Annotated in this window: 21 protein-coding genes and 1 tRNA gene; 11 read left to right on the forward strand and 11 right to left on the reverse strand. The window is 60.4% G+C overall.

Annotation, left to right across the window (positions count from 1 at the left end):
- Window positions 1-215 precede the first annotated feature (215 nt).
- Window positions 216-2981 carry a cation-translocating P-type ATPase gene (locus NW806_RS07710; protein WP_414410635.1) on the reverse strand — a complete coding sequence of 922 codons (2766 nt, stop codon included), beginning with the start codon at window positions 2979-2981 and terminating at the stop codon, window positions 216-218.
- A gap of 154 nt (window positions 2982-3135) precedes the next feature.
- Here NW806_RS07710 and NW806_RS07715 point away from each other — a divergent pair, with 154 nt between their 5' ends.
- The 4 genes from NW806_RS07715 to NW806_RS07730 all read left to right on the forward strand — a co-directional run bounded on the left by NW806_RS07715 (window position 3136) and on the right by NW806_RS07730 (window position 6303).
- Window positions 3136-4914: a flavin reductase gene (locus NW806_RS07715; protein WP_414410636.1), complete on the forward strand. Its 1779-nt coding sequence runs from the start codon at window positions 3136-3138 to the stop codon at window positions 4912-4914.
- A gap of 170 nt (window positions 4915-5084) precedes the next feature.
- Window positions 5085-5258, forward strand: coding sequence for a hypothetical protein (locus NW806_RS07720; protein WP_414410637.1), 174 nt, complete (start codon window positions 5085-5087; stop codon window positions 5256-5258).
- A 505-nt stretch (window positions 5259-5763) separates the two neighbouring features.
- On the forward strand, window positions 5764-5949 hold the full coding sequence (locus NW806_RS07725) for a hypothetical protein (RefSeq protein ID WP_414410638.1): 186 nt from the start codon (window positions 5764-5766) through the stop codon (window positions 5947-5949).
- 42 nt (window positions 5950-5991) lie between these two features.
- Window positions 5992-6303 (forward strand): DUF726 domain-containing protein, encoded by a 312-nt coding sequence (locus tag NW806_RS07730; RefSeq protein WP_414410668.1) that lies wholly within the window; start codon window positions 5992-5994, stop codon window positions 6301-6303.
- Between the two features lie 27 nt (window positions 6304-6330).
- Here the strand turns inward: NW806_RS07730 and NW806_RS07735 are convergent, their stop codons facing one another.
- Window positions 6331-7023: a class I SAM-dependent methyltransferase gene (locus tag NW806_RS07735; RefSeq protein ID WP_414410639.1), complete on the reverse strand. Its 693-nt coding sequence runs from the start codon at window positions 7021-7023 to the stop codon at window positions 6331-6333.
- Between the two features lie 282 nt (window positions 7024-7305).
- On the opposite strand from NW806_RS07735, the gene NW806_RS07740 reads away from it, so the two are divergent.
- Together NW806_RS07740 and gap are read left to right on the forward strand one after the other, a co-directional pair.
- The gene (locus NW806_RS07740; RefSeq protein ID WP_414404922.1) at window positions 7306-7629 is read left to right on the forward strand and encodes a gas vesicle protein GvpG; all 324 of its coding nucleotides are present in this window, start codon (window positions 7306-7308) and stop codon (window positions 7627-7629) included.
- Between the two features lie 209 nt (window positions 7630-7838).
- Window positions 7839-8858, forward strand: coding sequence for a type I glyceraldehyde-3-phosphate dehydrogenase (gap, locus tag NW806_RS07745; protein WP_414410640.1), 1020 nt, complete (start codon window positions 7839-7841; stop codon window positions 8856-8858).
- Window positions 8859-8869: 11 nt separating this feature from the next.
- Here gap and NW806_RS07750 read toward each other — a convergent pair whose 3' ends face one another.
- On the reverse strand, window positions 8870-9439 hold the full coding sequence (locus tag NW806_RS07750) for a 2'-5' RNA ligase family protein (protein WP_414410641.1): 570 nt from the start codon (window positions 9437-9439) through the stop codon (window positions 8870-8872).
- A 79-nt stretch (window positions 9440-9518) separates the two neighbouring features.
- Between NW806_RS07750 and NW806_RS07755 the strand changes: the two genes are divergently transcribed.
- Complete coding sequence (locus NW806_RS07755; RefSeq protein WP_414410642.1) at window positions 9519-9920, forward strand: (2Fe-2S) ferredoxin domain-containing protein; 402 nt, start codon at window positions 9519-9521, stop codon at window positions 9918-9920.
- Here the strand turns inward: NW806_RS07755 and NW806_RS07760 are convergent.
- Window positions 9908-10540 (reverse strand): lysophospholipid acyltransferase family protein, encoded by a 633-nt coding sequence (locus tag NW806_RS07760; RefSeq protein ID WP_414410643.1) that lies wholly within the window; start codon window positions 10538-10540, stop codon window positions 9908-9910. The genes NW806_RS07755 and NW806_RS07760 overlap by 13 nt on opposite strands.
- A gap of 190 nt (window positions 10541-10730) precedes the next feature.
- On the opposite strand from NW806_RS07760, the gene NW806_RS07765 reads away from it, so the two are divergent.
- Window positions 10731-11846: an NAD(P)/FAD-dependent oxidoreductase gene (locus tag NW806_RS07765; protein ID WP_414410644.1), complete on the forward strand. Its 1116-nt coding sequence runs from the start codon at window positions 10731-10733 to the stop codon at window positions 11844-11846.
- Between the two features lie 13 nt (window positions 11847-11859).
- On the opposite strand, the gene galE is transcribed toward NW806_RS07765, so the two are convergent.
- The 4 genes from galE to NW806_RS07785 form a co-directional block, all read right to left on the reverse strand.
- Window positions 11860-12855, reverse strand: a complete 996-nt coding sequence (gene galE, locus NW806_RS07770) for a UDP-glucose 4-epimerase GalE (RefSeq protein WP_414410645.1) — start codon at window positions 12853-12855, stop codon at window positions 11860-11862.
- A gap of 68 nt (window positions 12856-12923) precedes the next feature.
- Window positions 12924-14405, reverse strand: coding sequence for a cobyric acid synthase (locus NW806_RS07775; protein WP_414410646.1), 1482 nt, complete (start codon window positions 14403-14405; stop codon window positions 12924-12926).
- Between the two features lie 99 nt (window positions 14406-14504).
- Window positions 14505-14576 (reverse strand) — tRNA-Gln (locus NW806_RS07780).
- Between the two features lie 67 nt (window positions 14577-14643).
- Complete coding sequence (locus NW806_RS07785; RefSeq protein WP_414410647.1) at window positions 14644-15135, reverse strand: FHA domain-containing protein; 492 nt, start codon at window positions 15133-15135, stop codon at window positions 14644-14646.
- Between the two features lie 263 nt (window positions 15136-15398).
- On the opposite strand from NW806_RS07785, the gene NW806_RS07790 reads away from it, so the two are divergent.
- Genes NW806_RS07790 through NW806_RS07800 form a run of 3 tightly spaced genes read left to right on the forward strand, consistent with a single transcriptional unit; the run spans window position 15399 to window position 18139 of the window.
- Window positions 15399-16247: an inositol monophosphatase family protein gene (locus tag NW806_RS07790; RefSeq protein ID WP_414410648.1), complete on the forward strand. Its 849-nt coding sequence runs from the start codon at window positions 15399-15401 to the stop codon at window positions 16245-16247.
- Window positions 16248-16277: 30 nt separating this feature from the next.
- Window positions 16278-17189 carry an ABC transporter substrate-binding protein gene (locus NW806_RS07795; RefSeq protein ID WP_414410649.1) on the forward strand — a complete coding sequence of 304 codons (912 nt, stop codon included), beginning with the start codon at window positions 16278-16280 and terminating at the stop codon, window positions 17187-17189.
- Window positions 17147-18139, forward strand: coding sequence for a DnaJ domain-containing protein (locus tag NW806_RS07800; RefSeq protein ID WP_414410650.1), 993 nt, complete (start codon window positions 17147-17149; stop codon window positions 18137-18139). Before NW806_RS07795 ends, NW806_RS07800 begins: the two co-directional genes overlap by 43 nt.
- 12 nt (window positions 18140-18151) lie before the next feature.
- Here the strand turns inward: NW806_RS07800 and NW806_RS07805 are convergent, their stop codons facing one another.
- From NW806_RS07805 to NW806_RS07815, 3 genes are all read right to left on the reverse strand, one after another.
- Window positions 18152-19705, reverse strand: coding sequence for a lysostaphin resistance A-like protein (locus NW806_RS07805; protein ID WP_414410651.1), 1554 nt, complete (start codon window positions 19703-19705; stop codon window positions 18152-18154).
- A 67-nt stretch (window positions 19706-19772) separates the two neighbouring features.
- Window positions 19773-20495: a tRNA (guanosine(46)-N7)-methyltransferase TrmB gene (gene trmB, locus NW806_RS07810; protein WP_414410652.1), complete on the reverse strand. Its 723-nt coding sequence runs from the start codon at window positions 20493-20495 to the stop codon at window positions 19773-19775.
- Window positions 20496-20548: 53 nt separating this feature from the next.
- Entirely contained in the window at window positions 20549-21469 is a 921-nt protein-coding gene (locus tag NW806_RS07815; protein ID WP_414410669.1) for an L-lactate dehydrogenase, read from the reverse strand.
- Window positions 21470-21481: the final 12 nt, after the last annotated feature.

The raw sequence follows: 21481 nt of genomic DNA on the forward strand, positions 1-21481 counted from the left end.
GCCAAGGGCCTTGGCCCCTAGGGTGCTGCTGCTCCTGAGGCGATGGGCCAGTGGATCCACGGTAGGGATCCCAGCGGGGCTTGGCTGGCTTGCCGGATCTCCTGCCAGGGGCTTCCGAAGGATCCGTAGGCTGGCCAAAACAACAATTGTCACTTCTGAAGCAAAAAAGTTCCCCTACCCCTCTGAGGGGAGGGTAGACTCCCCGGCCTTTCTGCTCAAGGGGTTTGACGGGATCCCTGGCGCCAGCGGCGGTAGAGTTTTTCCAGATCTACCCAGACCATCACCACGGTGCTAAAGCCCATGCAAATGAGCAGTTCTGAAAGGGTCAACTCTTCCGTCCCGAAAAAGCTGCGCAGGAAGGGCACATAGAGCAGGGCCAACTGCAGCAGCAAAGTGGCCAACACAGCCCCCAGCAGGTAGGGATTGGAAAAGGGGTTGAGCTCGATGGTCAGCTTGTCATTGGAGCGAGCCGCCAGCGCATGGCCCATCTGAGCAATACACAGGGTGGTAAAGACCATCGTGCGCCAGTGGGGGATATGGGCTTTCACGATGGCCATCATCAGGATCGTGGAGATGGCAAAGACCACGCCGACGCGCACCATGTAGGCTCCCAGCCCCTGGGCGAAGATGCTTTCCTTGGGGTTGAAGGGAGGGCGCTGCATCACCCCCGGCTCTGCTGGCTCCATTGCCAAAGCCAAAGCCGGCAGGCCGTCGGTTACCAAGTTCATCCACAGGATCTGCAGGGGCGTCAGCGGCACGTCCTCTAGGCCCAGGAGAGGTGTAGCCGCCACAGTCAACACCTCGCCGATGTTGCTGCCCAAGATGTATTTCACAAAACGGCGGATGTTGTTGTAGACCACCCGTCCTTCTTCAATGGCCGCCACGATGGTGGCAAAGTTGTCGTCCAAAAGCACCATGTCGCTGGCCTCTTTGCTTACATCGGTGCCGGTAATGCCCATGGCAATGCCGATATCTGCTTGGCGCAGGGCAGGGGCGTCGTTGACCCCATCCCCCGTCATGGCCACAAACTGGTTTTGTTTCTGCAGGGCCTGCACGATGCGCAGCTTGTGCTCGGGGGCCACGCGGGCATAGACGTTGACCCTTTGCACCGTCTGCAGCAGCTCCTCAAAGCTAAGGCGGGAGAGGGTGCGCCCATCAATGGCCTGGCTCTCGGAGTCGAGAATGCCCAGCTCGCGGGCAATAGCTATGGCAGTGAGTTGGTGATCGCCGGTTACCATGAGGGTGCGGATCCCGGCCTGGCGGCAGCGGGCTACGGCTTCCCGCGCTTCGGGCCGAGGGGGATCGTACATGCCCACTAAGCCTAGCCAAACCAAGTTGCGCTCGATCTCCTCGAGATTCTCCGGGATCCCCTGCAGCCGCTGGGTGGCCACCCCCAAAACCCGGATGCCCTGGGCCGCCAAACGGTTGTTGGCAGCCAGAATGGCTTGTCGATCGGCTTCTGACAGCGCCTGCCAGGTTCCACTCTTCTGGATATAGGCACACTGCTCCAGCACCAGCTCGGCAGATCCCTTGACGTAGACGCCATAGCTGCCCTCCTCTTGCACCACCACGCTCATGCGCTTGCGCTCCGAGCTAAAAGGGATCTCCTGCACCCGCGGGTGCTGCTCCTGCAAAGAGGCTTTCTGCAGATTGGCCTTGGCAGCAGCCACCAGCAGGGCGGCTTCCGTGGGATCCCCCAGGATCGACCAGGTGGGGGCAGCGCCGCGCTGGGCTGGGAGAGTGGCTTGCAACAAGGCGTCGTTGCAGAAGACCACGGCTCTGAGAAGGGCCTGCAGGTCGGGGGCGCTCTGGGGATCGATGGCCTGGCCGCCGCAGTAGAAGGATCCCTTGGGAATGTAGCCAGTGCCGCTGACGTGGTAGTGGCGGTCGGGAGTGAGGATGTCGGTGACCACCATTTTGTTTTCGGTGAGAGTGCCGGTTTTGTCGGAGCAGATGGTGGTGACGGATCCCAGCGTCTCCACGGCTGGCAGGCGGCGGATGAGGGCGTTGCGGCGCACCATGCGCTGGGTTCCAATAGCCAAGGTAACCGTGGTTACAGCCGGCAGCCCTTCCGGCACCACCGCCACGGCCATGCTGAGGGAAGTTTCCAGCAGCGAGGTGAAAGGCGCTAGGCTTCTGGCCTGCAGCAGCCCAACGATCACCACCAGAGCCACCAAGACCAGGGATCCCGACACCAGCACATTGCCCAACTGGCTCATGCGCCGCTGCAGGGGAGTGGGCTCGTTTTCCACTGCTTGGAGCAGCTTGGCCACCTTGCCCAGCTCCGTGTTCATGCCGGTGGCAGTAACCAAGAGGATCCCTCGCCCCTGGAGCACCTCGGTGCCCATGAAGGCCATGTTGCGCCGCTCTCCGAGCTCAGTTTCCTCGGGGAGGACACAATCGGCCTGCTTGGTAACCGGCACCGCCTCCCCCGTCAAAGCCGCCTCCCGCACCTGGAGGTTGACCGCTTCCACCAAGCGCCCGTCGGCTGGGATCTGCACCCCGGCCTCCAGCAGCACCCGATCCCCTGGCACCAACTGGTTGGCAGGGATCTCCTGCCACAGGCCGTCCCGCTGCACCCGCACGCTGGGGGAGGCCAGTTTTTTCAGGGCGGCCAGCGCCTTTTCCGCGCGGCTTTCTTGCAAGTAGCCCAGCAAGCCATTGAGACCCACCACCAGCAGAATGGCCAGGGCGTCCTTAGGAAACTCTCCCTTTTGCAGATCCAGAAGGGCTGAGATCGCCGCCACGGCGATCAGCATCAGCAGCATGACATTGCGGAATTGGTCAAGGAAGAGCTGCCAGGCGCTGCGGCCAGGAGAGGAGATCAGCTCGTTGGGGCCGTATTCCCGCTGCCTTTGGGTAACCTGCTGGCTAGTCAGGCCACACTCGGGGTCGCTTTGCAACTTCTGGATAACAGCCGGAAGAGGCAGGCTATGCCAAACAGGGGCATCCGAATGAGGAGATCCAGCAGCTTGGATCATGGGGACACTCAGGGTCAATGGACAAATTGTACGTTAGCTGTTGTCAGCCCTCTGATCCCGCTCCAGTAGCGGGTCTTTCGAAGTTTTCCAAAGAGGATCCCAGTCTCGCTGATTTCGTGGCAAGGTGGGGACAGATGCCGCATCGGAGGCTGCTATGGAGAGCAAGACTCCTGCTCGCGATGTCCAGGTGGCCACCATTGGCCCCTCTACCCTGGTTTTTCGCTCCCGCACCTGGAATCGCCTAAAGTTTGAGCTGGAATATGCCCGGCAGCGGGGCACCACGGCTAATAGTTATCTCATCCAGGCGCGGCAGACCTTGCTCATCGATCCCCCAGGAGAATCCTTTACCGACATCTTCTTGGAGGAGCTGGCCCAACACCAGTACCTGCAGCGGCTGGACTTTATCCTACTGAGCCACGTCAACTTCAACCGCATCGCCACCCTCAAAGCGCTTCTGCCGCTGGCTCCCTATGCGGTGGTGCTCTGCTCTAAGCCCGGATCCCTCACCCTGCGAGCGGCCTTTGAAGGCATGGAATCCCCAACTCCTAGCCGTGACGAAGAGGAGGCTGCCGATTTTGGCATTGCCTACGGAACTAACCAGTCCTTTCGCCTGCGCGTGATCCGAGATGGGGATCGCCTGGATCTGGGGGAAGACCACGAGTTGCATTTTCGCACTGTGCCCACGCCCCGCCACCCCGACGCCCTCTGCACCTACGATCCGGCCACGGGGATCCTCTTTACCGACAAGCTGTTTGGCGCTCATGTGTGCGACGATCAGGTGTTCGACGAGCATTGGCGGCAGCTCAGCGAAGACCGCCGCTACTACTTTGACTGCCTGCACCGTAGCCAAGCGCCCCAGGTGAAGGCAGCCCTGGCCAAGTTGGAAGAATTCCCCGCCCAGATCTACGCCCCTGCCCACGGCCCCCTGGTGCGCCACAGCCTGCGACGGCTGCGCTTGGATTACCACCTGTGGTGCGAGGAGAATCCCCTGGAGCAGCGGGTAGCTCTCCTGTACACCTCCGCCTACGGGAACACCGGACTGATGGCGGTGGCTATTGCCCAAGGCTTGGAGCGGGCGGGAGTTACCGTGGAGCGGATTAACTGTGAATGGGCCACTCCTGAAGAGATTGCACAAGCCCTAGAGCGCTGCCAGGGGTTCATTATCGGATCCCCCACCTTGGCCGGCCATCCTCCAGTTCAAATCCAAACGGCCCTGGGCATCATTCTCTCTTCCGTTCCCACCACCAAGCTGGCCGGGGTCTTTGGCTCCTACGGCTGGAGCGGCGAAGCCGTGGATCTCATTGAGAGCAAGTTGCTCAATGCCGGCTTTACCCTGGGGTTTGCAACCATCCGCGCTAGGTTCAAGCCTACCCATGCAATCCTGGAAGCCTGTCAAGAGGCGGGATCCCAGTTTGCCCAAGCCTTGCGCAAGGCCAAGCGAGCCCGCACCTCCCGCCAAGGGGGTGTTGAAGCGCAGGCGGATCGGCTAGTGCAGGCCTTCAGCCGGGTAGTGGGATCCCTCTGCGTGGTTACCGCCCTGCAAGATGGGATCCCGCGCGGCTTTCTCACCTGGTCAGTGGCCCAGGCCAGCTTCAACCCCCCAGGCCTTACCCTCTCTGTGAGCAAGGAAAGCGAGGCAGAGTTGCTTACCCGTCCCCAGGTGCCCTTTGTACTCAACATTTTGCGGGAGGGCAAAAGCAGCAGCCTGCAGCGGCACTTTCAACGGCCTCAACGCCCTGGCGAAGATCGCTTTGCCGGTCTAGCCATCGCCACTGCCGAGAATGGCTGCCCGATCCTTTTGGATGCCCTGGCTTACCTAGAGTGCCGTGTCAAAAGTTGGATGGAGTGTGGCGATCGCTACCTAGTCTATGCCGAGGCAGAGCGCGGCAAGGTGCTGGATCCCACAGGAGTTACCGCCATGCGGCGCGGGTAGAGTAAAGTGGAACAAGTTAAGTTCTTTGCTAAGTCTTCGCTCTCACGGGAGAAGTAACCATAAAAGAGATTTTTCAGAGTCTCCTAGACGCTCCTGCCCAGATTGGCGGAAAAGCTGTAGAGGCAGTCGCTAGCACTGCTGCGGTTGCTTGCCAGCTTGCCGAGACAGTTGTGAAAACTGTTGTTGATCCAGCTACCGAAGCTACGAAGAAAACCGCAGAAGCGCTTACTGAGATCAGCAAAGAAACTTCCAAAATTGCAGAAGCCCTCATCAATGAGGATAAAGACTACAAGCCTTATGTGATTCCCATACTAAAGACTATCGCCTCGAAGAAAGTATTCTAGGTGGGCAATCTCTGCTGGTCTCTGCTTTCAAGGAGAAAGCAATCATGGAGATCGTTGGGAAAATCCTTTGGGGAGCCCCAAAGGCGGCTGCGGAGATTGCTGCCGAGGTTGTGGGAAAATCTGCAGGTGCTGTCCTTGGCACTGCTAAGGTCGTCGGTCAGGCGACTCAAGCAGTTGAGTTGCCCAAGCTGCTTTCGACCTAGGTACTGAGGTCGATCGAGGAGCAAGAGAAGTTCTTGCTGGAGCTGGCACAACTGCTCTCCATCTTACGGGAACTCTTGCTGACAGAACCTGGAACTATCTTGTCGAAGAAGCTATCCACCACAAGCCTGAGCTGATCCCTATCGAGCCCTCCCTAGGCTGGGACGAGGCCCTGGTTTTTATCAACGGTTTTCTCAGTGAAGGCGAAACCCAACCTTGGAAAAAAAGACTATTGTGGGAAACACTCCGACGGGCTGGGTGGAAGGGATCCCTATACTACCTCTGGTGGGATGCTTCCAATCCGATGAGCTTGGCCTTATCTACCCTCAAGCTTGGCGTAGGACTGCTTGCCCACTGGGAAGCCCACAAAGCCAAAGCCAAAAAAGTGGGGCTTGACTATGGCTATCCTCTGCTCTCCTCTTTGCCGGAAAAACAGATTACGCTAATGGGGTTTTCTTTGGGAACTAGGGTAGCCTACTACATTATGTGAGGTTGGCCTAAGACCGTAGATCCGCGCCTCAAGGATATCATCCTGCCCAGTGGTGCCGTTAGAAGGCAAGCCGATAAGCAGTGGAGCCTGCATGTAGAAAATATCACTGGAAAACTGGTGAATATCTACAACGAAGACGATCTAGTTTTGGCCTACGTCTTCAAGGTTCCATCCCTCAACCGCAGCCCCTGCGGGATCAAGCCAATTAAAGAGTTTCACCCCAGAATCGAGAACCTTAATGCCACTCACTTAATTGGCTTTGTAGAGCACAGCTACAAAGCCTATCTACCTCACCTGGAGCTCCTTCTGGATCAGAAGCTGGACTGGAAAGCTCGCTGCAGTCGCCTGCGCTAGGTGGTTAACTGCAGCTAGCCTCTAGCCCTAGAAAACCACAACCAGAGACTTTTGTTGCTGGCGGTCACCCTCCCGAGAGAGCTCAGCTTCAAGAGCAGTTGGCTTTTTCTGGAAACAGCAGTACACAAACTTTTGCACAGCGCCAGCGGGGGTGCGGTGTTCTTCTTGCTCATGCTCTTGCTCATGCTTTAGGAAGTTGAAAGCGCTACCGAACTCTGCCTGCAAGAGATCGGGCGAGTAGCGCACAACAGGCAGGCCAGTGCATTGCGTAGGCCCGTCTTCACCGAAGGTAGCTATGATAGCAAACCATCCTGGCTTTACTGTTCTCAGGACATTGGCCACGTATGCTCGCCGATCTTGAGGATTCGTAAGAAAGTGAAACGTTGCCCGGTCATGCCAAATGTCGTAGGCGTTGGCCGGCAGAGTTAGCTGGGTAATGTCGCCCTCTACCCAGTTGACTGTGTTTCCCCGCTCCCCCAGACGGGCCTTTGCCACTGCCAGAGCTGCCGCAGAGATATCGAGAACTGTTAGCTTGCGGTAGCCCGCCTCCAGCAGTTCATCTACCAACCTGGACGCTCCTCCGCCAACGTCAATAATCGAGGCTGAGAAGCCCAACCCCGTCTCCCGAATAAGACGCAGCGACCGCTCAGCGCGTGGCTGAAACCAACTGAGAGACTCGGCTCGCTTGGTCTTGTAGACGTTCTCCCAGCGTTGCTTCATCTTGCTGACCTGTGTTTGCTTATATGACCATATTCTCATGCTAGCAGCCAGGCAGCACACAACACCCCCCGCTGGAGGTGCTGGAACAGAGGCAACTCGCAGTAGAGTCCACTGGCAGGGATCCCTCTGTGCGTGCCCTCTGAGCGAGAGCTGATGCTCTCGGAACAGCTAGCCCAGCCGCCGCTAGAGGAGCTGCCTTTGCTTGGCTCTGGCTAGCTGGCCTTGCGTGCAGGCAGGATCTGCGTTGAGTAGAATCGACCTGTCCTTACCAGGAAAGCAAGGATGGTTTGGCAGTTGTTGACGTGGCCAGCGCAGGGCTTGCTATGGCTAGCGGAGCAGATTCGCGAGCGGGCCGAGGCGCAACTTGACAGCAGGGAAAACCTCCAGAAAGAGCTTACAGCTTTGCAGATCCAGCTTGATCTAGGGGAGATCGACGAGGAGACCTATACCCGCCGAGAAGAGGAGATCTTGCTGGCTTTGCAAGCCCTGGCGGAAGCCGAAGCAGCTACCAATGGGGAAGCAAGGGATCCTCAAAACTCTTTGCCATGCCCCCAAGACAGCTTGCCCCAAGAAGGAATCTATCCCGCTGATGCAACCAAAAGCTAGGTACCTCGGAGCCGTTGCAGTCTTTGAGCCTAGCTACAGGCAAGGGGTCTGCTTGCCGTAGCAGCCGGCAGTCTGCCCCCTACCCACGCAATTGAGGAGCGCCAAGCTCGCCAGAGCCTGAACTTCATCTTCAGATTCAGAATGTTCAGGGCTTGCGGTATCATGGGCTAAGCAGCCCCCGAACAATTGGAAGCAGCGAGGTCAAGGCAGTGGTTAGGGTAGCCATCAACGGATTTGGTCGTATTGGTCGCAACTTTTTGCGCTGTTGGCTAAGTCGTCCGCAGTCCAATGTCGATATTGTTGCCATCAACGACACTTCAGACGCTCGCACGGCTGCCCATTTGCTCAAGTACGACTCCATCCTTGGAACCCTACAAGGAGTGGAAGTGGAGGCTAGCGAGGGTGGTTTGCTAATTAACGGCAAGCACATCCATGCCGTTTCCGAGCGCAACCCCAGCAACCTCCCCTGGAAAGAGTGGAAGGTGGATCTTGTAATCGAGGCCACCGGCGTTTTCTTGGACTACCAGGGGGCCTCCAAACACCTGGAGGCGGGAGCCAAAAAGGTGGTGATCACTGCCCCAGCTAAGGGAAGTGACATCCCTACCTTTGTCTATGGTGTTAACCAGCACACCTACGACCCGGTGCGGCACAACATTGTCAGCAACGCTAGCTGCACCACCAACTGCCTTGCCCCGATTCTCAAAGTGCTGCTGGACAAGTTCGGTGTGCGGCGGGCTACCATGACCACCACCCACAGCTACACGGGCGACCAGCGCATTCTGGATGGAGGCCACCGCGATTTGCGGCGGGCGCGGGCAGCAGCGCTGAGCATGGTGCCAACTACGACGGGGGCAGCCAAGGCGGTGGCGCTGGTGATTCCTGAATTGAAAGGCAAGCTCAACGGGGTGGCGGTACGGGTTCCCACGCCCAATGTCTCTTTGGTGGATTTGGTGGTGCAAACAGAGCGCCAAGTAATTGCCGAGGAGGTCAACGCCGCCCTGAAGGAAGCCTCGGAAACGACCATGAAAGGGATCATCGCCTACTCAGACGTTCCCTTGGTTTCTATCGACTACCAGGGCCACAGTTGCTCCGCCATTGTGGATGCAGAGCTGACCAGCGTCCTGGAGGGGGATCTGGTTAAGGTCATGGCCTGGTACGACAACGAGTGGGGCTACTCGCAGCGAGTGCTGGATCTGGCTGAATACATGGCTGCTCGCTGGGTAGAGTAGTTGACCAGTCCTCATCCCTTAGCGGCAGAAAGGGGAAATTCGGCAAAAACTTGCCAGCGCTTGCCGTCGTGGACGAGGAGAGTGAGGGCAGAGGCGAGGAAGGATCCCTGGAAGGGACGATTCTGGAAGAGTGGCCAGGCAGCGCGGAACTGGTCTGGCCGGAGATCTCGAAAGGCTACCGTTATGTGAGGCACAAAAGGACGAGGGGGAGGTGTTGTGGCCTGCTGCCTGAGAAGAAGGCTCATGTGCTGCTGGGCCCTAGTCTGCAACTGCTGCAGCTCTGAGGAGGGCTCAACGTGAATATAGATAACCCGCGGCGCAAAAGCGCCAAAGCCATGCAGCTCAACGGTAACTGGGGCCTGCTCTTTGGCAAATTCTTCCAGGGACCCCGTCAGGGCTGTCAGCTCAGCGGTGGGCCACTCAAAAGGAGGCACGAGGGTGATGTGAGGGGGTGAGCGCAGGGCTGCTCGGCTGGCAAATTGCTCGGCAAACTGTTGTTTGATTGCCGTCACCTGCTCCTGCAGGTCTGCTGGAGGAAGAAGGGCTAGAAACAACCGCTGCTGGGGAGCGTTGACTAGCATTGCCAAGTAGGCAAGAGGTACTTTCCTCCAGGCTAGGGCATCGCCTAATTATCTAGCGACGCAGTGGTAAGAATCCCCCATGACCCAGCTTTCCCCTGTCTCTCCAGAGCCTCAGCCGGCTTCGATTCCCTCCTACCATTGGCATCTATTTCTCTGCGCCGACCAGACCAAGCCCAAGTGCTGTGAAAAGGCGGTGGGGCTGGAGGCCTGGGAATACCTGAAGCTGCGGATTCAGCAGTTGAACCTAGAGCTGGCGGGCGTTGGCTCTCTGCGCGTCAACCGCACCAAGGCCAATTGCCTACGGGCATGCAACTATGGCGTTCCCGGGCCCGTGCTGCTGGTGTACCCCGGTGGGTTTTGGTACCACTCGGCCACGCCGCCAGTGATAGAGCGGGTGCTGCAAGAGCACATCCTGGGCGGGAAGCCGGTGGCTGAGTACCTCGTTGCCCAAGCTACTCTGATTGCCCCTCAGCGCCCCTGATCCAGGAGGAGGTGAATGGCCTCCACACAGGCTGCCGTTACCCGCTGCAGCTCAGCTTTCTCGCTAGAAACTGGCGGGGGGATCAGCTTGCCGATGCGCACGGTGATGGGGCAAAACAAACGCGGCCAGCGGGATCCCTTGGGCAGCACCTTCTCGGTGCCCCAGAGGGCGACAGGGAGCAGGGGTGTCTGGGTGCGCGCTGCCACCAAAGCTGCCCCCAGGTGAGGCTGGGGAATGCGGCCATCGGGGGTACGGGTGCCGTTGAGAAAGATCCCTACTGCCCATCCCTTGGCCAAAGCTGCCTCTGTGGCCTGCAGGGCGCTGCGATCTGCCCCACCTCTTTTTACTGGATAGGCGCCGTAGAACCGGATCACCTGCTTGAGCACGGGCACTCGGAACAGCTCTTCTTTGGCCATGAAGGCTACAGGGCGGCGCACCGCGTTGGCCAGCAAGGGCGGATCCAGGTGGCTAGCATGGTTGCTGACGATAATGAGGGATCCCTGGCGAGGCACGTTTTCCTGCCCATAGGTGCGGCCAAAATACAGTCCCCGAAACAGCGGGTTGACTACTAGCCACTTGAGCAGCCAGTAGGCCAACCAATCCCGGTGGCGATAGCCCATCGCAGAGCGCGAGATTCTCTAGAGTTCAACAGCTCCCTCTTTGAGTGTAGAGGAGTAGCGGAGGGAACAAACGGCGAGCGCTGGCATCTAGACTGAGAAAAACCTCCAGCACAATTGGGGAGCGGTTCATAGGCGAAGTCGGGAGCCAGCAGTTCAAGATCACCGCGCCCGGCAGGATCGAGGAGGAGTCGTGAACTGTGACGTGTTGGTCATTGGCTGCGGGGTGGTGGGTTGTGCCATCGCCTATGAGCTAGCGGCAGCAGGGCTATCAGTCATTGGGATAGATGCTGGGGAGCCGGCCTCAGGGGCTACCGGCGCGTCGCTGGGGGTGTTGATGGGAGTCTGCAGCCGCCAACCCAGCGGGGAGGTGGTGGAGTTGCGCCTAAAAAGCCTGGAGCAGTTTGATCCCCTGATTGCTCGGCTGGAAGCAGACTTGGGTCGCACCTTGCCCGTCAATCGGCGCGGCATCCTCCGGCTCCTCCAGGAGGAGGAGGTAGCAGCCTGGCAAGAGACCCTGGCAGCTCGTCAACAGGCGGGCTATGACCTCCAGTGGCTGAGTCCGGCGGAGGTGAGATCCCTGCAGCCTGGCCTGCGTAGCGACCTGGCGGGGGCTATCTACTCTCCCCACGATCGCCAGATCCACCCCAAGCTCTTCACGCAGGCCCTTTTGGAGGCAGCTCAGCGCCGAGGAGCCCGCTTTTTCTTCCACCAACCGGTTTACAGCTTTCAGCGCAGCCCAGATCCCCCCTTTCGCGTAGAGGTGGTTCACACCCCATCCCTCACCTTGGCGGCGGGGTACGTTGTTCTCGCTGCTGGGCTGGGCAGCTCTGCTCTGGCCAAAGAGCTGGGCTTGCAGATGCCGCTGCAAGCTGTTAAGGGCCAGGCTCTGCGGATTCAAGCTGCTGGGATCCCGTGGGGACCAGTGGTGGCTGACGGGGATCTCAACTTGGTTCCTTTAGGGGATGGATCCCTGTGGGTGGGGGCAACGGTGGAATTTCAGCCCCCCCACGCCGGGCCAACCCTGCTGGCTCTTCAGGATCTGCTGACCCGCGCCATCCGGCTTTGCCCAGCTTTGGCGGAAGCAAGGCTATTGGAGCACTGGGCCGGCCAGCGGCCGCGACCGCTAGGGCAGCGCGCTCCTATCCTAGGGCCGGCTCCTGGCTATGCCAATCTGCTCGTTGCCACTGGCCACTATCGCAATGGGGTCTTGCTGGCTCCCATTAGCGCCGCCATCCTGCGAGACTTGATCCTAGAAGGCAAAACCGACCTGGACACCCTCAGCGCCTTTGCCCCCCGCCAGAAGTGAGTAGCACGGAGCGCTAGCAACGTGGTCTTTGAAAATAGGGCCGCTTCTGCTGCCAGCACCAGGCAGTTTGAAGGATCTCAGCCAAGTTGGTATAGCGAGGCCGCCAGTTGAGGTCACGGCTAATGGCCGTGGCGTCGCCCACCAACCGCGGCGGATCCCCGGGTCGGCGCGCCCCCACTTGCACAGGGATCTGCTTGCCGGTCACGGCCTCGGCTGTGGCAATCACCTCCCGGACAGAAAAACCTTGGCCATTGCCCAAGTTGTAAGCAGGTTGCAGAGGCTTGCCAGCCGCCAGCGCCTCTAGGGCCAAGACATGGGCTTGCGCCAGGTCGGCAACATGGATGAAGTCGCGGATACAGGTACCGTCAGGGGTATCGTAGTCATCCCCAAAGATGGTTAGGTGAGAGCGCTGGCCAGCGGCAACTTCTAGGGCTAGGGGGATGAGGTGGGTTTCTGGGTCATGGGCCTCGCCGATTTCGCCGTCAGGATCGGCGCCAGCGGCATTGAAGTAGCGCAGGCTAACGGATTGGATCCCGTAGGCAAGCTGGAAGTCCCGCAGCATCTGCTCCACCATGAGTTTGCTCTGGCCGTAGGGGTTGATGGGGCGCTGAGGGTGGGTTTCCGGGATGGGGATCTGCTCCGGCACGCCGTAAGTGGCACAGGTGCTGGAGAACACCAGGTAGGGGATCCCGTGATCCCGCATCGCCTCCAACAAGGTCAGGGATCCGGCCACGTTGTTGCGGTAGTATTTGCCCGGATCCTTGACCGACTCGCCCACGTAGGCATAGGCGGCAAAGTGAATTACCCCTTCGGGACGGTACTGCCGGATGACTTGATCTAGCCGATGGCGGTCGGCAATGTCGCCAATTTCCAAGGGCCCCCAGCGAACAGCCCAGGGGTGGCCGTAAACCAGGTTGTCGTAGGCAATCGGCAGGTGGCCATGGGCCGCCAGGGCTTTACAGGTGTGGCTGCCGATATAGCCTGCGCCGCCTGTAACCAGAAGCCGCATAGGCCAGGGGGAAGGAAATCCCTGTCTAGAATACAGCCATTCTCGCAGACCTCGGCTATTGCCCCTCCCTATTCCAAAAGCTGCTGCCACTCGAGATGAGGCCGCCAAGCTTCTGCCAGGCGATCCAGCAGTTCTTCCCGCTGCTGGGCGTAGTGGCCCTCCAGTTCTGGCAAGGGATCCCAGCCTTTTTGTCGGCGCAGCCAGTTTAGCCATTGCCGCCGCCAGCGGTGGTTGTCGAAGAGGCCGTGTAGATAGCTGCCCCAGACCCGGCCTGTGGGATCCCGCCAACCCAAGCCTTCTTGCTCAAAGATCGGCAGGCAGCCTGAGGAATTGGCCTGGGTAGATCCTTGGTGGATCTCATACCCCTGGACAGGGGTGGTGGCGGGCCAGCGGCTTTGTGTTTGCACCTGCTGGGTGACCTTGGTGGGTTGCAAGACGGTGGTCAGCGGCAGGAGGCCCAACCCGGGGTAGGTGCCGGCAACTCCCTCTCGGCCTTCGGGATCGGCGATGGTTTGTCCCAACATCTGCAGCCCGCCGCAGATGCCAACAATGTGGCCGGAATAGTGGCGCAGTTGGTCGGCTAGGCCACTCTGGCGCAGCACCAGCAGATCCTTGAGGGTGGTTTTGCTGCCGGGCAGGATGACCACATCGGGGGATCCCAGGCTCTGGCCAGGGCCAACCCAGCGCAGATGGACGCTGGGCTCTGCTAGCAAGGGGTCGAAGTCAGAGAAATTGGCCACCTGGGGCAGGCGAACCACGGCAATCTCCAGCCGGTCTCCCCGCCGGGGACGGCGAACTTCCCAGAGGTGGGGGCCGGCCTCCAGGCCCAGCGAATCTTCCTGCGGCAGCGCCCAGTCCAGCCAGGGCAGAACTCCAACCACGGGGATCCCGGTGTAGTTCTCCAGCCAATCAAGGCCAGGCTGCAGCAGCTCCCGCGCGCCGCGAAACTTGTTGATGACAATGCCGCGGATCAGGGCCCGTTCCTCTGGCTCCAGCAACTGCAGGGTGCCCACCACATGGGCTAGCGCCCCCCCTCGGTCAATATCTGCCACCAGCCAGGTGGGGGATCCCAAATGCAAAGCCACCCGCATGTTGGCCAGATCCCGCTGCTTGAGGTTGACCTCTGCCGGACTGCCCGCCCCCTCGCAGACAATCCACTCGTACTGCTGCTGCAGGCGAGCCAGAGCTGTTTTCACTGCCTCCCAGGCAGGCGCAAACCAGCGCTCGTAATACTCACTGGCACAACAGGTGTCCACCGCCACGCCGTTGAGGACCACCTGGGAAGTTAGGTTGCCCTGGGGCTTGAGCAAAATCGGGTTCATCTCCACGGCGGGCGGGATCCCGGCGGCCCAGGCCTGCAGGGCCTGCGCGTAGGCAATCTCGTGGCCCTCGGCAGTGACATAGGCATTCAGCGACATGTTCTGGGCCTTGAAGGGGGAAACCCTCTTCCCCGCCTTCTTCAGGAGGCGACAGAGGGCAGCCACCAAAAGGGTCTTGCCCACATGGGAAGCAGTCCCCACCACCATCAAGGAGCGGCACAGCTGGGCCATTGCGGATCCCCTGAGCTTTTCGACAGGCAGACCCTCCCTCCAAAGGGGCAGAAGAAAAGGGAGGGAAGCAGCTTCCTCTCCCACGCAAACTCACTCAAGCTGGGGCAGATGGATTCGAACCACCGAATGGCGGGACCAAAACCCGCTGCCTTACCACTTGGCGATGCCCCAATTTACCTTGCCTAGCTAGCTCAATATAGCGATGTGGCTTTGAATCTGTCAACGGTTCCTTGGTCGCCTAGGTCGCGGGGAAGCTGCAGCTATTTGCCAGAGGGCCAGAGTCGACCTCAGAAGGGCTGGGCAGCTGGGGGATGGGGACCACTTCGAAGAAGTAGGCCCGGATCTCCGGCCCAAAGTAAATGACATCCCCACTTCTCAGGTAGTGGGTAGCCACGCGGCTGCCGTTGACGAATACGCCGTTGGTGCTGGAGTGCCCTTGGCGGTCGCCGTCGATGAGACAGTAGGTAAACCCTGTGCGGCTAGACCGGGTAGGCACCCGCACCAGGTAAGCATGGCGGCGCGAGACAAACTGGTTGACAATCTGGATAGTGTTGGAAGGGTCCCGGCCAATGGTGTAGATATCCCCCCGCAGGATGTAGCTGCAGGGCCGCACAGGATGACAGAGACAAAGGGTGAACTCCGGATAGGACAGAGGCTGCTCGGGAACTGGCTCGAACAGCTCTTCTGCCAGTTCCAACTCCTGGCTAGCGGACAGCTGTGCTCCGCCCACTGCTGTAGTCGCAGTAAAAAAGTCGTTGAGGTTCGATGGCAACGGCTTTCCCTCTCCCACCTTCAAGTACACCTCATTCAACCTAGGCTTTCCAGGCAACTCACAAAACCCGCAACTTGCAGGTTCCCACCTCCTCCAAATTTTGCATCAGGCAGAGCTTTTCTCTGGCTGTCTGGGCCCGCTTGGAGCGGCAAGCCTTGCTAGCAGACAGGCTATTCTGGGTAGCAGGTCTATAGCTTACTTTATAACCCTAAGGTGCGGATGTGACGGAAGCTCTGTTGCGTCGGTTGGATGTGGCTACAGAAGCGGCTCTGGAGGCGGCAGCACTGCTGCGGGAGTACGTGGACAAAGCTCTGGCTATTGAGGAGAAACGTCCAGGGGACTTGGTGACGGCAGCAGACCGCGCTTCCGAGGAGCTCATCTTGAAGATCCTGAGGCGCCACTTCCCCGAAGATGGGATCTTGACGGAGGAATCGGGCCAGCAGGGATCCCCAGAAGGCACCTACACCTGGGCGATCGATCCCTTAGATGGCACCACCAACTTTGCCCACGGCTACCCCTTTGCTGCCGTCTCTATTGGCCTGCTGGAGGGGCGGGAGCCGGTGCTAGGGGTGGTCTGCGACATCTTTCGGGGGGATCTCTTTCGCGCCGTACAAGGGATGGGAGCCACCCGCAACCGCAAACCCATCCGCGTCTCCTCTACTACCGAACTCTCCCGCAGTCTCCTGGTTACTGGCTTTGCCTACGACCGCCGGGAAACTCCGGACAACAACTACGCTGAGTTCTGCCACTTCACCCACCTCACCCAGGGAGTGCGGCGAGGGGGATCGGCTGCCCTTGACCTGGCCTACGTGGCCACTGGCCAGTTGGACGGCTATTGGGAGCGGGGTCTCTCCCCTTGGGACATTGCCGCTGGGATTGTCTTGGTGCGAGAGGCCGGCGGCAAGGTTACCGCCTACGACGGCAGCCCGGTAGATGTGTACAGTGGCCGCCTGCTGGCCAGCAACGGCTGGCTCCATGCTGCTCTCCAAGAAGAACTGGCCCAGGTCAGCCCCCTGCCGGTTTCCTTCCCCCTGCGGCGGAATCGCCGGCCTGGGGAGCGCAGCAGCTAAAGTCAAAGTCTACGTAAAGGCCAGCAAGTCATGGCGCTTTTGCAAAGCAAGGGAGGCAACTTAGTCGGGAAAAGACTCCGGCGTTGTTGTTGGGCGGCAGGGTTTGGCCTGGCGCTTCTCTTGGGGATCCCCGCCTATCCTCAGCCTGCCCAAAAGCCAGCCTCAGCCGCCCTCGTGGGTTCCGACTCCCGTTGGGCCCAAATTCGGGCGCGGGGCCGTCTGCGGGTTGGCCTGGATCCCAGCTTGGGCCCTGCCTACCTCTACACCGACCTGGGGCGAAAAACCTACGCCGGCTTTGAGTGGGAGATCCTCGAGGCCATTGCCCAGACGCTAGAGGTGCGGCTTGAACCTGTCTACATCCCCCGGAGCCAGCAGTTGACGGCCTTGCAGGCGGATGAGGTGGATCTCATTTGGGGAGCGCGGGAAGGCCTGGGCCTGGATTCGCAGCAGTTCCTCGCCACCCGGCCCTACTACCTCAGCCCCCAGCGCTTGGTGGTGCGGGATCCTGGGCAAGGGGAGCCCCCTATCCAGTCTCTGGCCCAGCTCTTTGGCCGCAAGGTGGGCATTGTAGTCAATAGTACGGGAGCAGCGCTGTTGGAAGCCTACAACGAGAGGCGGGGCAACCCCATCCGGCTCTTTGCCACCAGCAACCCCGAGCGCCTGTTTGCCCAGCTCCAGGCCGGCCAGTTGGATGCAGTGCTCGTCGATCAGCCCGTGGCTGTCCTGGGCCTGCGGCAGGCGGGATCCCGGCTGCGCCTAGTGGGGCCGCCTCTCTTCCCCATACCTTTGGTGGGAGTGGTATCCTCGCAGCACCCTTCCTTGAAGGAAGCGGTGGATGCGGCGATCGCAACCCTGGCCGAAAATGGAACTCTGCAGCAAATCTTGGAGAGGTGGCAACTATGGGAGCCAACGCTGATGTCCCCCGCATTGACCGGGGGCTAGCCCGTTACGAGACCGACCACTTTGCCATCCTGGGCGTGCCCCTTACCGCCGACCCCAAGAGGATTCGGCGCGGCTACCTGCAGGCGGCCAAGGCCCTGCATCCGGATCGCTTTGTCGGGGATCCGGAAGGGGCAGAGCGGGCCAATGTCCTCTTTGCCAAGCTGGTCAACCCGGCCAACGAGGTGCTGACCAAAGAGCGGGAGCGGTCGGAATACGAGGCTCTGCTCAAGCTGCGCATCCAACGGCTACTGGAGTCGCCGCCTGCAGATCTCTGGCCTACGGGAGAGGCAGTCAAAGGTTTGGCCGAGTCTCCCAACTGGGAGGAAGAGTATGTCCAGCGGGTGGAAAAGCTGGCCAAAGAGCAATACAGCTCCCTGGCCACCCTGCTGGAGAAAACCGAGCAACTGAGCGAGCTCAACCTGGCCTATCTGTTGCTCAAGGCTGGCTACAAGGCAAGCCCAGCTCCTGCCGCCAAAACCACCCCCCTGGGCGGGATCCCGACCAGCCCCCCAGTTCCGCCGCCCCCTTCTCCTGCCGCCCCGCCTCCACCTCCCCAACCCAGTCCTGCCGAGACCCGCTTCCTGCAGGCGCTGGACATGATCGAGCGCAAGCAGTACCGGGCTGCCATCCAGTACTTAAACTTTGCCATCAGCGCCCAGCCCAACGTGGCCCGCTACTATCTGCACCGGGGTATTGCCCACCTGAAGCAGGGCAACGCCGGTATGGCCAAGGCTGACTTTCTGCAGGCCAGTCGCTTAGAACCCAACAACGCCGAGTTGATGGCCGAAGTGCGCCGCTGGCTGCAGCAGGTCACCACCCAGCAGCCGGTTCCCGTTTCCTCGGCTAGCCGTCAGACCTCCCAGCCCCAAAAAGTGGTGCCGCCCTCCCGCAAGGGAGACAGCGGTGGCTTCTGGAGCCGCCTCTTCGGCATCTTCGGCAAGAAAAAGTAGGCTCAGCTCCCTTCAGGAAGCGCCCGCCAGCACCAGCAGCGTGACCAGGGATCCCGTGTTCCAGAGGCTGTGGAGCAGGATGGGGGCTAGCAGGTTGCGGCTGTGGCTGTACACCACCCCCAGCACTACCCCCAGCATGGTCAAGGGCAGCAAATCGGCAAGGTTGAGGTGAGCAACGGCAAAGGTGAAGGCGCTTAGAGCAATGGCAGCCCCCATCGGCAGGTAACGGCCCAGCGTCGGCAGCCAAAAACCCCGAAACAGCACCTCCTCAAAAACGGGGGCACAGACAGAGACCACAGCTAGAAATAGCAACCGCGCCCCCCAGCCGTGGCTCTCCAAAAGCAGCGGCAAAATGGGGTTGCCGCCCCCCGCCTGCGGCAGCAGCAGTTGCGACAGCGCCGCCGCCAGCACCACCAGCGGTAGGGCCGCCCCGTAGCCGCACAGGCCCCAAAGCAGCCAAGGACCCCCTAGGCGCACCTGCAGCACTTTTTGCCAGCCTGGGTAGGCACGTAGGAGCCAGGACAATAGCCCTGCCCCCAGCAAAGCCCCAGAGTTGTAGGTGAGAAACAGGGTCGCTCCTTGGTGCCAAGGGCTAAGCTGCTGGGCTCCCAGGCCAAGGAGGGTGGTGTAGAGTCGAGGCACCAAGGCGTTGAGGAGAAGAAACCCCAGGAACCATCCCGTCAGCACTGCCTGCGCCCCGATCCCTGGCCAAGGCACCTCCCAGGGGGAGCCCACAAGAGAACGTTGGCGCCAGAAGCTCCAGCCCAGCCAGCCCACTAGGAGGATCAGCCCCAGCAGCGCCCCCAGCAAGGGGATCCCGCCCACCACCGCCAGCCGGAACAAAGCTGCCAGAGCTAATTTTTCCTGCTGCTGGTTAAGGGCATTGAGGCTGTCGCCGCGCTGTTGTAGCTGGTAGAGCTGCTGCAGGGCCACCGCCTCAAACCAGCCGTCCAGGTGGTTGTGGAGATGTACCTCGGCCTCTGGCAGGATGCGCCGCGGCGTTCCCCATAGCCCCTGCAAGACCTGGGCCGCCTCCTTTTGCGGGGATTCCAACTCGAAGGGACGGCTGGGATCAACCACTTGCTGCCACTGCCGGTGGGCCGCCTCCAGATCCTCCTGGTAAGCGTAGAGCAAGCCCAGGCGCAGCCGTAGCCCGTCTAGCTCTGCCTGCAGCTCCTGGACAGACGTGAGGAGAGCGGGATCCCCTGTGGACCCTTCGCCCCTCGTCTCCAGCCCTGCCACCCGTTTCAGGCGCTGTAGGCGCTCGGCGTAGTTGTCGGCCACCTGCTGGTAGCGACTGCTAGCTACCTTGAACACCTCCTGATCCAGCAGAGCTCGGGCCAGATCCTGATAGCGAGGATCGTCAAGGGTGCGGGCAGCCTGCAGGGCAAGATCAACTTGCAACAGGTCCAGCTTCGTTTGCAGCGGCGGCTGGAACCAACTGCTGGCCAACGAAAGCCCAACAATGACAAAAGCCAGCAAGCTGAGCAGGTTGAGGAGCCCCCGGCGAACAGAAAGCCAACCGAAAAAGGGATCGACAAAAGCCGTGGCTTCAGAGGGAGACATGGCAGCAACGGCGGCAACTCCAGCGGCTTATATCCTAGCTTCTCTTGGCCTCAGCCGACTGAAGGAGTCAGCGTCGCTCTAGCCAATAACGGTAGATGGGCAGCCCCAACTGCAGACACTGCCACTCCCGCTCAGTAGGAATGCCAAAGGGGTTGTCATCGAGGGGACCCTGGTAGGGATTCCAAAACTGCGGATGCTCTAGGAAACGAGCGACCATCTCCTCGGCAACTTCCTGCACGTCCGACTGCAAGAAAACAGGGCTGCCCGGTTGCAGCAGCAGCGCCAGATCCGCCACCAGTTGGGGCTGGACGATCCGCCGCTTGTGATGGCGCTTTTTAAACCAGGGATCCGGAAATTGAATGGTGACGCGGCTAAGCTCCCCAGGGGCAAACAGATGCCTTAGGGAGACGTTGATGTTGGCAAACAGGAAATAGACATTGTCCAGCCCCAGCTCGTCCCGCCAGGCATTGGCCCGCTCCACCAGCGGCTGCCGAATCTCCACGCCCAAAAAGTTCCAGTCGGGCTGTTCCTGGGCCAGGCGCAGCAGAAAGCGCCCACTCCCGCTGCCGATATCCAAGTGAAAGGGCTGTCCCAGCCGCCGATACACCCGTTCCCAGTGGGGTGGGGAAGCAGGCTGTTGGTACTGAGCCTGCAGGGGGTTGACGTGTTGCCGCAGCCGTTGGCCAAGCCCCTTTTGCAGCGGGAGGTCAGCCCAGGGGGGAGAAGAAGAGCCCTCCTTGGGTTGGCTTCTAGGACTCCTAGGACTGGGCCGTTGCACTTCTGTTGCCATAAGCGCCAGCTTCGGCTCTTGCAGAGGGAACCCTCCGCCAGGGGAAATCTAAGCTACCACTGGATACTGTCAATGACCTGCCGCAAGATCTGGGCCGAGCGGTGCAATTGCTGCTGCTCGCTCTCGGTAAGGGCCATGACTAGCGTGCGCTCCACCCCTTGCCGTCCAACGACCCTGGGCAAGCTAAGGCAGACCTCCGGCAGGCCGTACTCCCCCTGGGTGAGGCTGCTCACGGTTAAAACCCGCCGCTGATCCCGCACCAGCGCCTGGACAATCTGCGCCACCCCTAGGCCAATGGCATAGCTCGTGGCCCCTTTGCGGCGGATGATCTCGTAGGCGGCGTTGCGCACCTGCTCGAAAATATCCCCCAAGTGGGCGGGATCCCAGGCCGGTGAAAGCTGGCCAATTGGCGTGCCGGCGATATTGACCTTGCTCCAGACGGCCACCTCGCTATCCCCATGCTCGCCGATGATGTAGGCGTGCAGGCTGCGCGGATCCACCCCCAGCCGCTGGGCCAAAAGGTAGCGAAAGCGAGCCGTATCCAAGACCGTTCCCGACCCCATCACCTGCCTTGGCGGCAGCCCCGACAACTTCAAAGAGACATAGGTCATGACATCAACGGGGTTGCTCACCACGAGGAAGATGGCTTCTGGACAATGCTCCATCAGGGCCGGGATCAGGCTTTTGAAGATCTCGACGTTGCGGTGGACCAAATCCAAGCGGCTTTCTCCAGGCCGCTGCTTGGCCCCTGCCGTTAAAATCACCACATCAGACCCGGCGCAGTCGGCCAGCTCCCCTGCCCAGATCCGCGTCGGCTCGACAAAGGGGATCCCGTGCACCAGGTCCATCACTTCCCCTTCCAGCTTGGCGCGGTCGATATCGTGAAGAACCAGCTCGTCTAGCGTGTTTTGGATAACCATCGCGTAGGCACAGGCCATGCCCACTTGCCCAGCGCCGATGATGGATCCCTTCAAAAGGCGACGAGA

The sequence above is a fragment of the Synechococcus sp. W65.1 genome, assembly GCF_047461615.1.
GTDB lineage: Bacteria > Cyanobacteriota > Cyanobacteriia > Thermostichales > Thermostichaceae > Thermostichus.

Bases quoted from the DNA above. Each gene is read 5' to 3' on its own strand.
- NW806_RS07760 (WP_414410643.1), bottom strand. From the start codon at position 10,540: ATGGGCTATCGCCACCGGGATTGGTTGGCCTACTGGCTGCTCAAGTGG.
- NW806_RS07740 (WP_414404922.1), top strand. From the start codon at position 7,306: ATGGTTTGGCAGTTGTTGACGTGGCCAGCGCAGGGCTTGCTATGGCTA.
- NW806_RS07805 (WP_414410651.1), bottom strand. From the start codon at position 19,705: ATGTCTCCCTCTGAAGCCACGGCTTTTGTCGATCCCTTTTTCGGTTGG.
- NW806_RS07755 (WP_414410642.1), top strand. From the start codon at position 9,519: ATGACCCAGCTTTCCCCTGTCTCTCCAGAGCCTCAGCCGGCTTCGATT.
- galE (WP_414410645.1), bottom strand. From the start codon at position 12,855: ATGCGGCTTCTGGTTACAGGCGGCGCAGGCTATATCGGCAGCCACACC.
- NW806_RS07715 (WP_414410636.1), top strand. From the start codon at position 3,136: ATGGAGAGCAAGACTCCTGCTCGCGATGTCCAGGTGGCCACCATTGGC.
- NW806_RS07750 (WP_414410641.1), bottom strand. From the start codon at position 9,439: ATGCTAGTCAACGCTCCCCAGCAGCGGTTGTTTCTAGCCCTTCTTCCT.
- NW806_RS07710 (WP_414410635.1), bottom strand. From the start codon at position 2,981: ATGATCCAAGCTGCTGGATCTCCTCATTCGGATGCCCCTGTTTGGCAT.
- NW806_RS07800 (WP_414410650.1), top strand. From the start codon at position 17,147: ATGGGAGCCAACGCTGATGTCCCCCGCATTGACCGGGGGCTAGCCCGT.
- NW806_RS07725 (WP_414410638.1), top strand. From the start codon at position 5,764: ATGAGCTTGGCCTTATCTACCCTCAAGCTTGGCGTAGGACTGCTTGCC.
- NW806_RS07795 (WP_414410649.1), top strand. From the start codon at position 16,278: ATGGCGCTTTTGCAAAGCAAGGGAGGCAACTTAGTCGGGAAAAGACTC.
- trmB (WP_414410652.1), bottom strand. From the start codon at position 20,495: ATGGCAACAGAAGTGCAACGGCCCAGTCCTAGGAGTCCTAGAAGCCAA.
- NW806_RS07735 (WP_414410639.1), bottom strand. From the start codon at position 7,023: ATGAAGCAACGCTGGGAGAACGTCTACAAGACCAAGCGAGCCGAGTCT.
- NW806_RS07775 (WP_414410646.1), bottom strand. From the start codon at position 14,405: ATGGCCCAGCTGTGCCGCTCCTTGATGGTGGTGGGGACTGCTTCCCAT.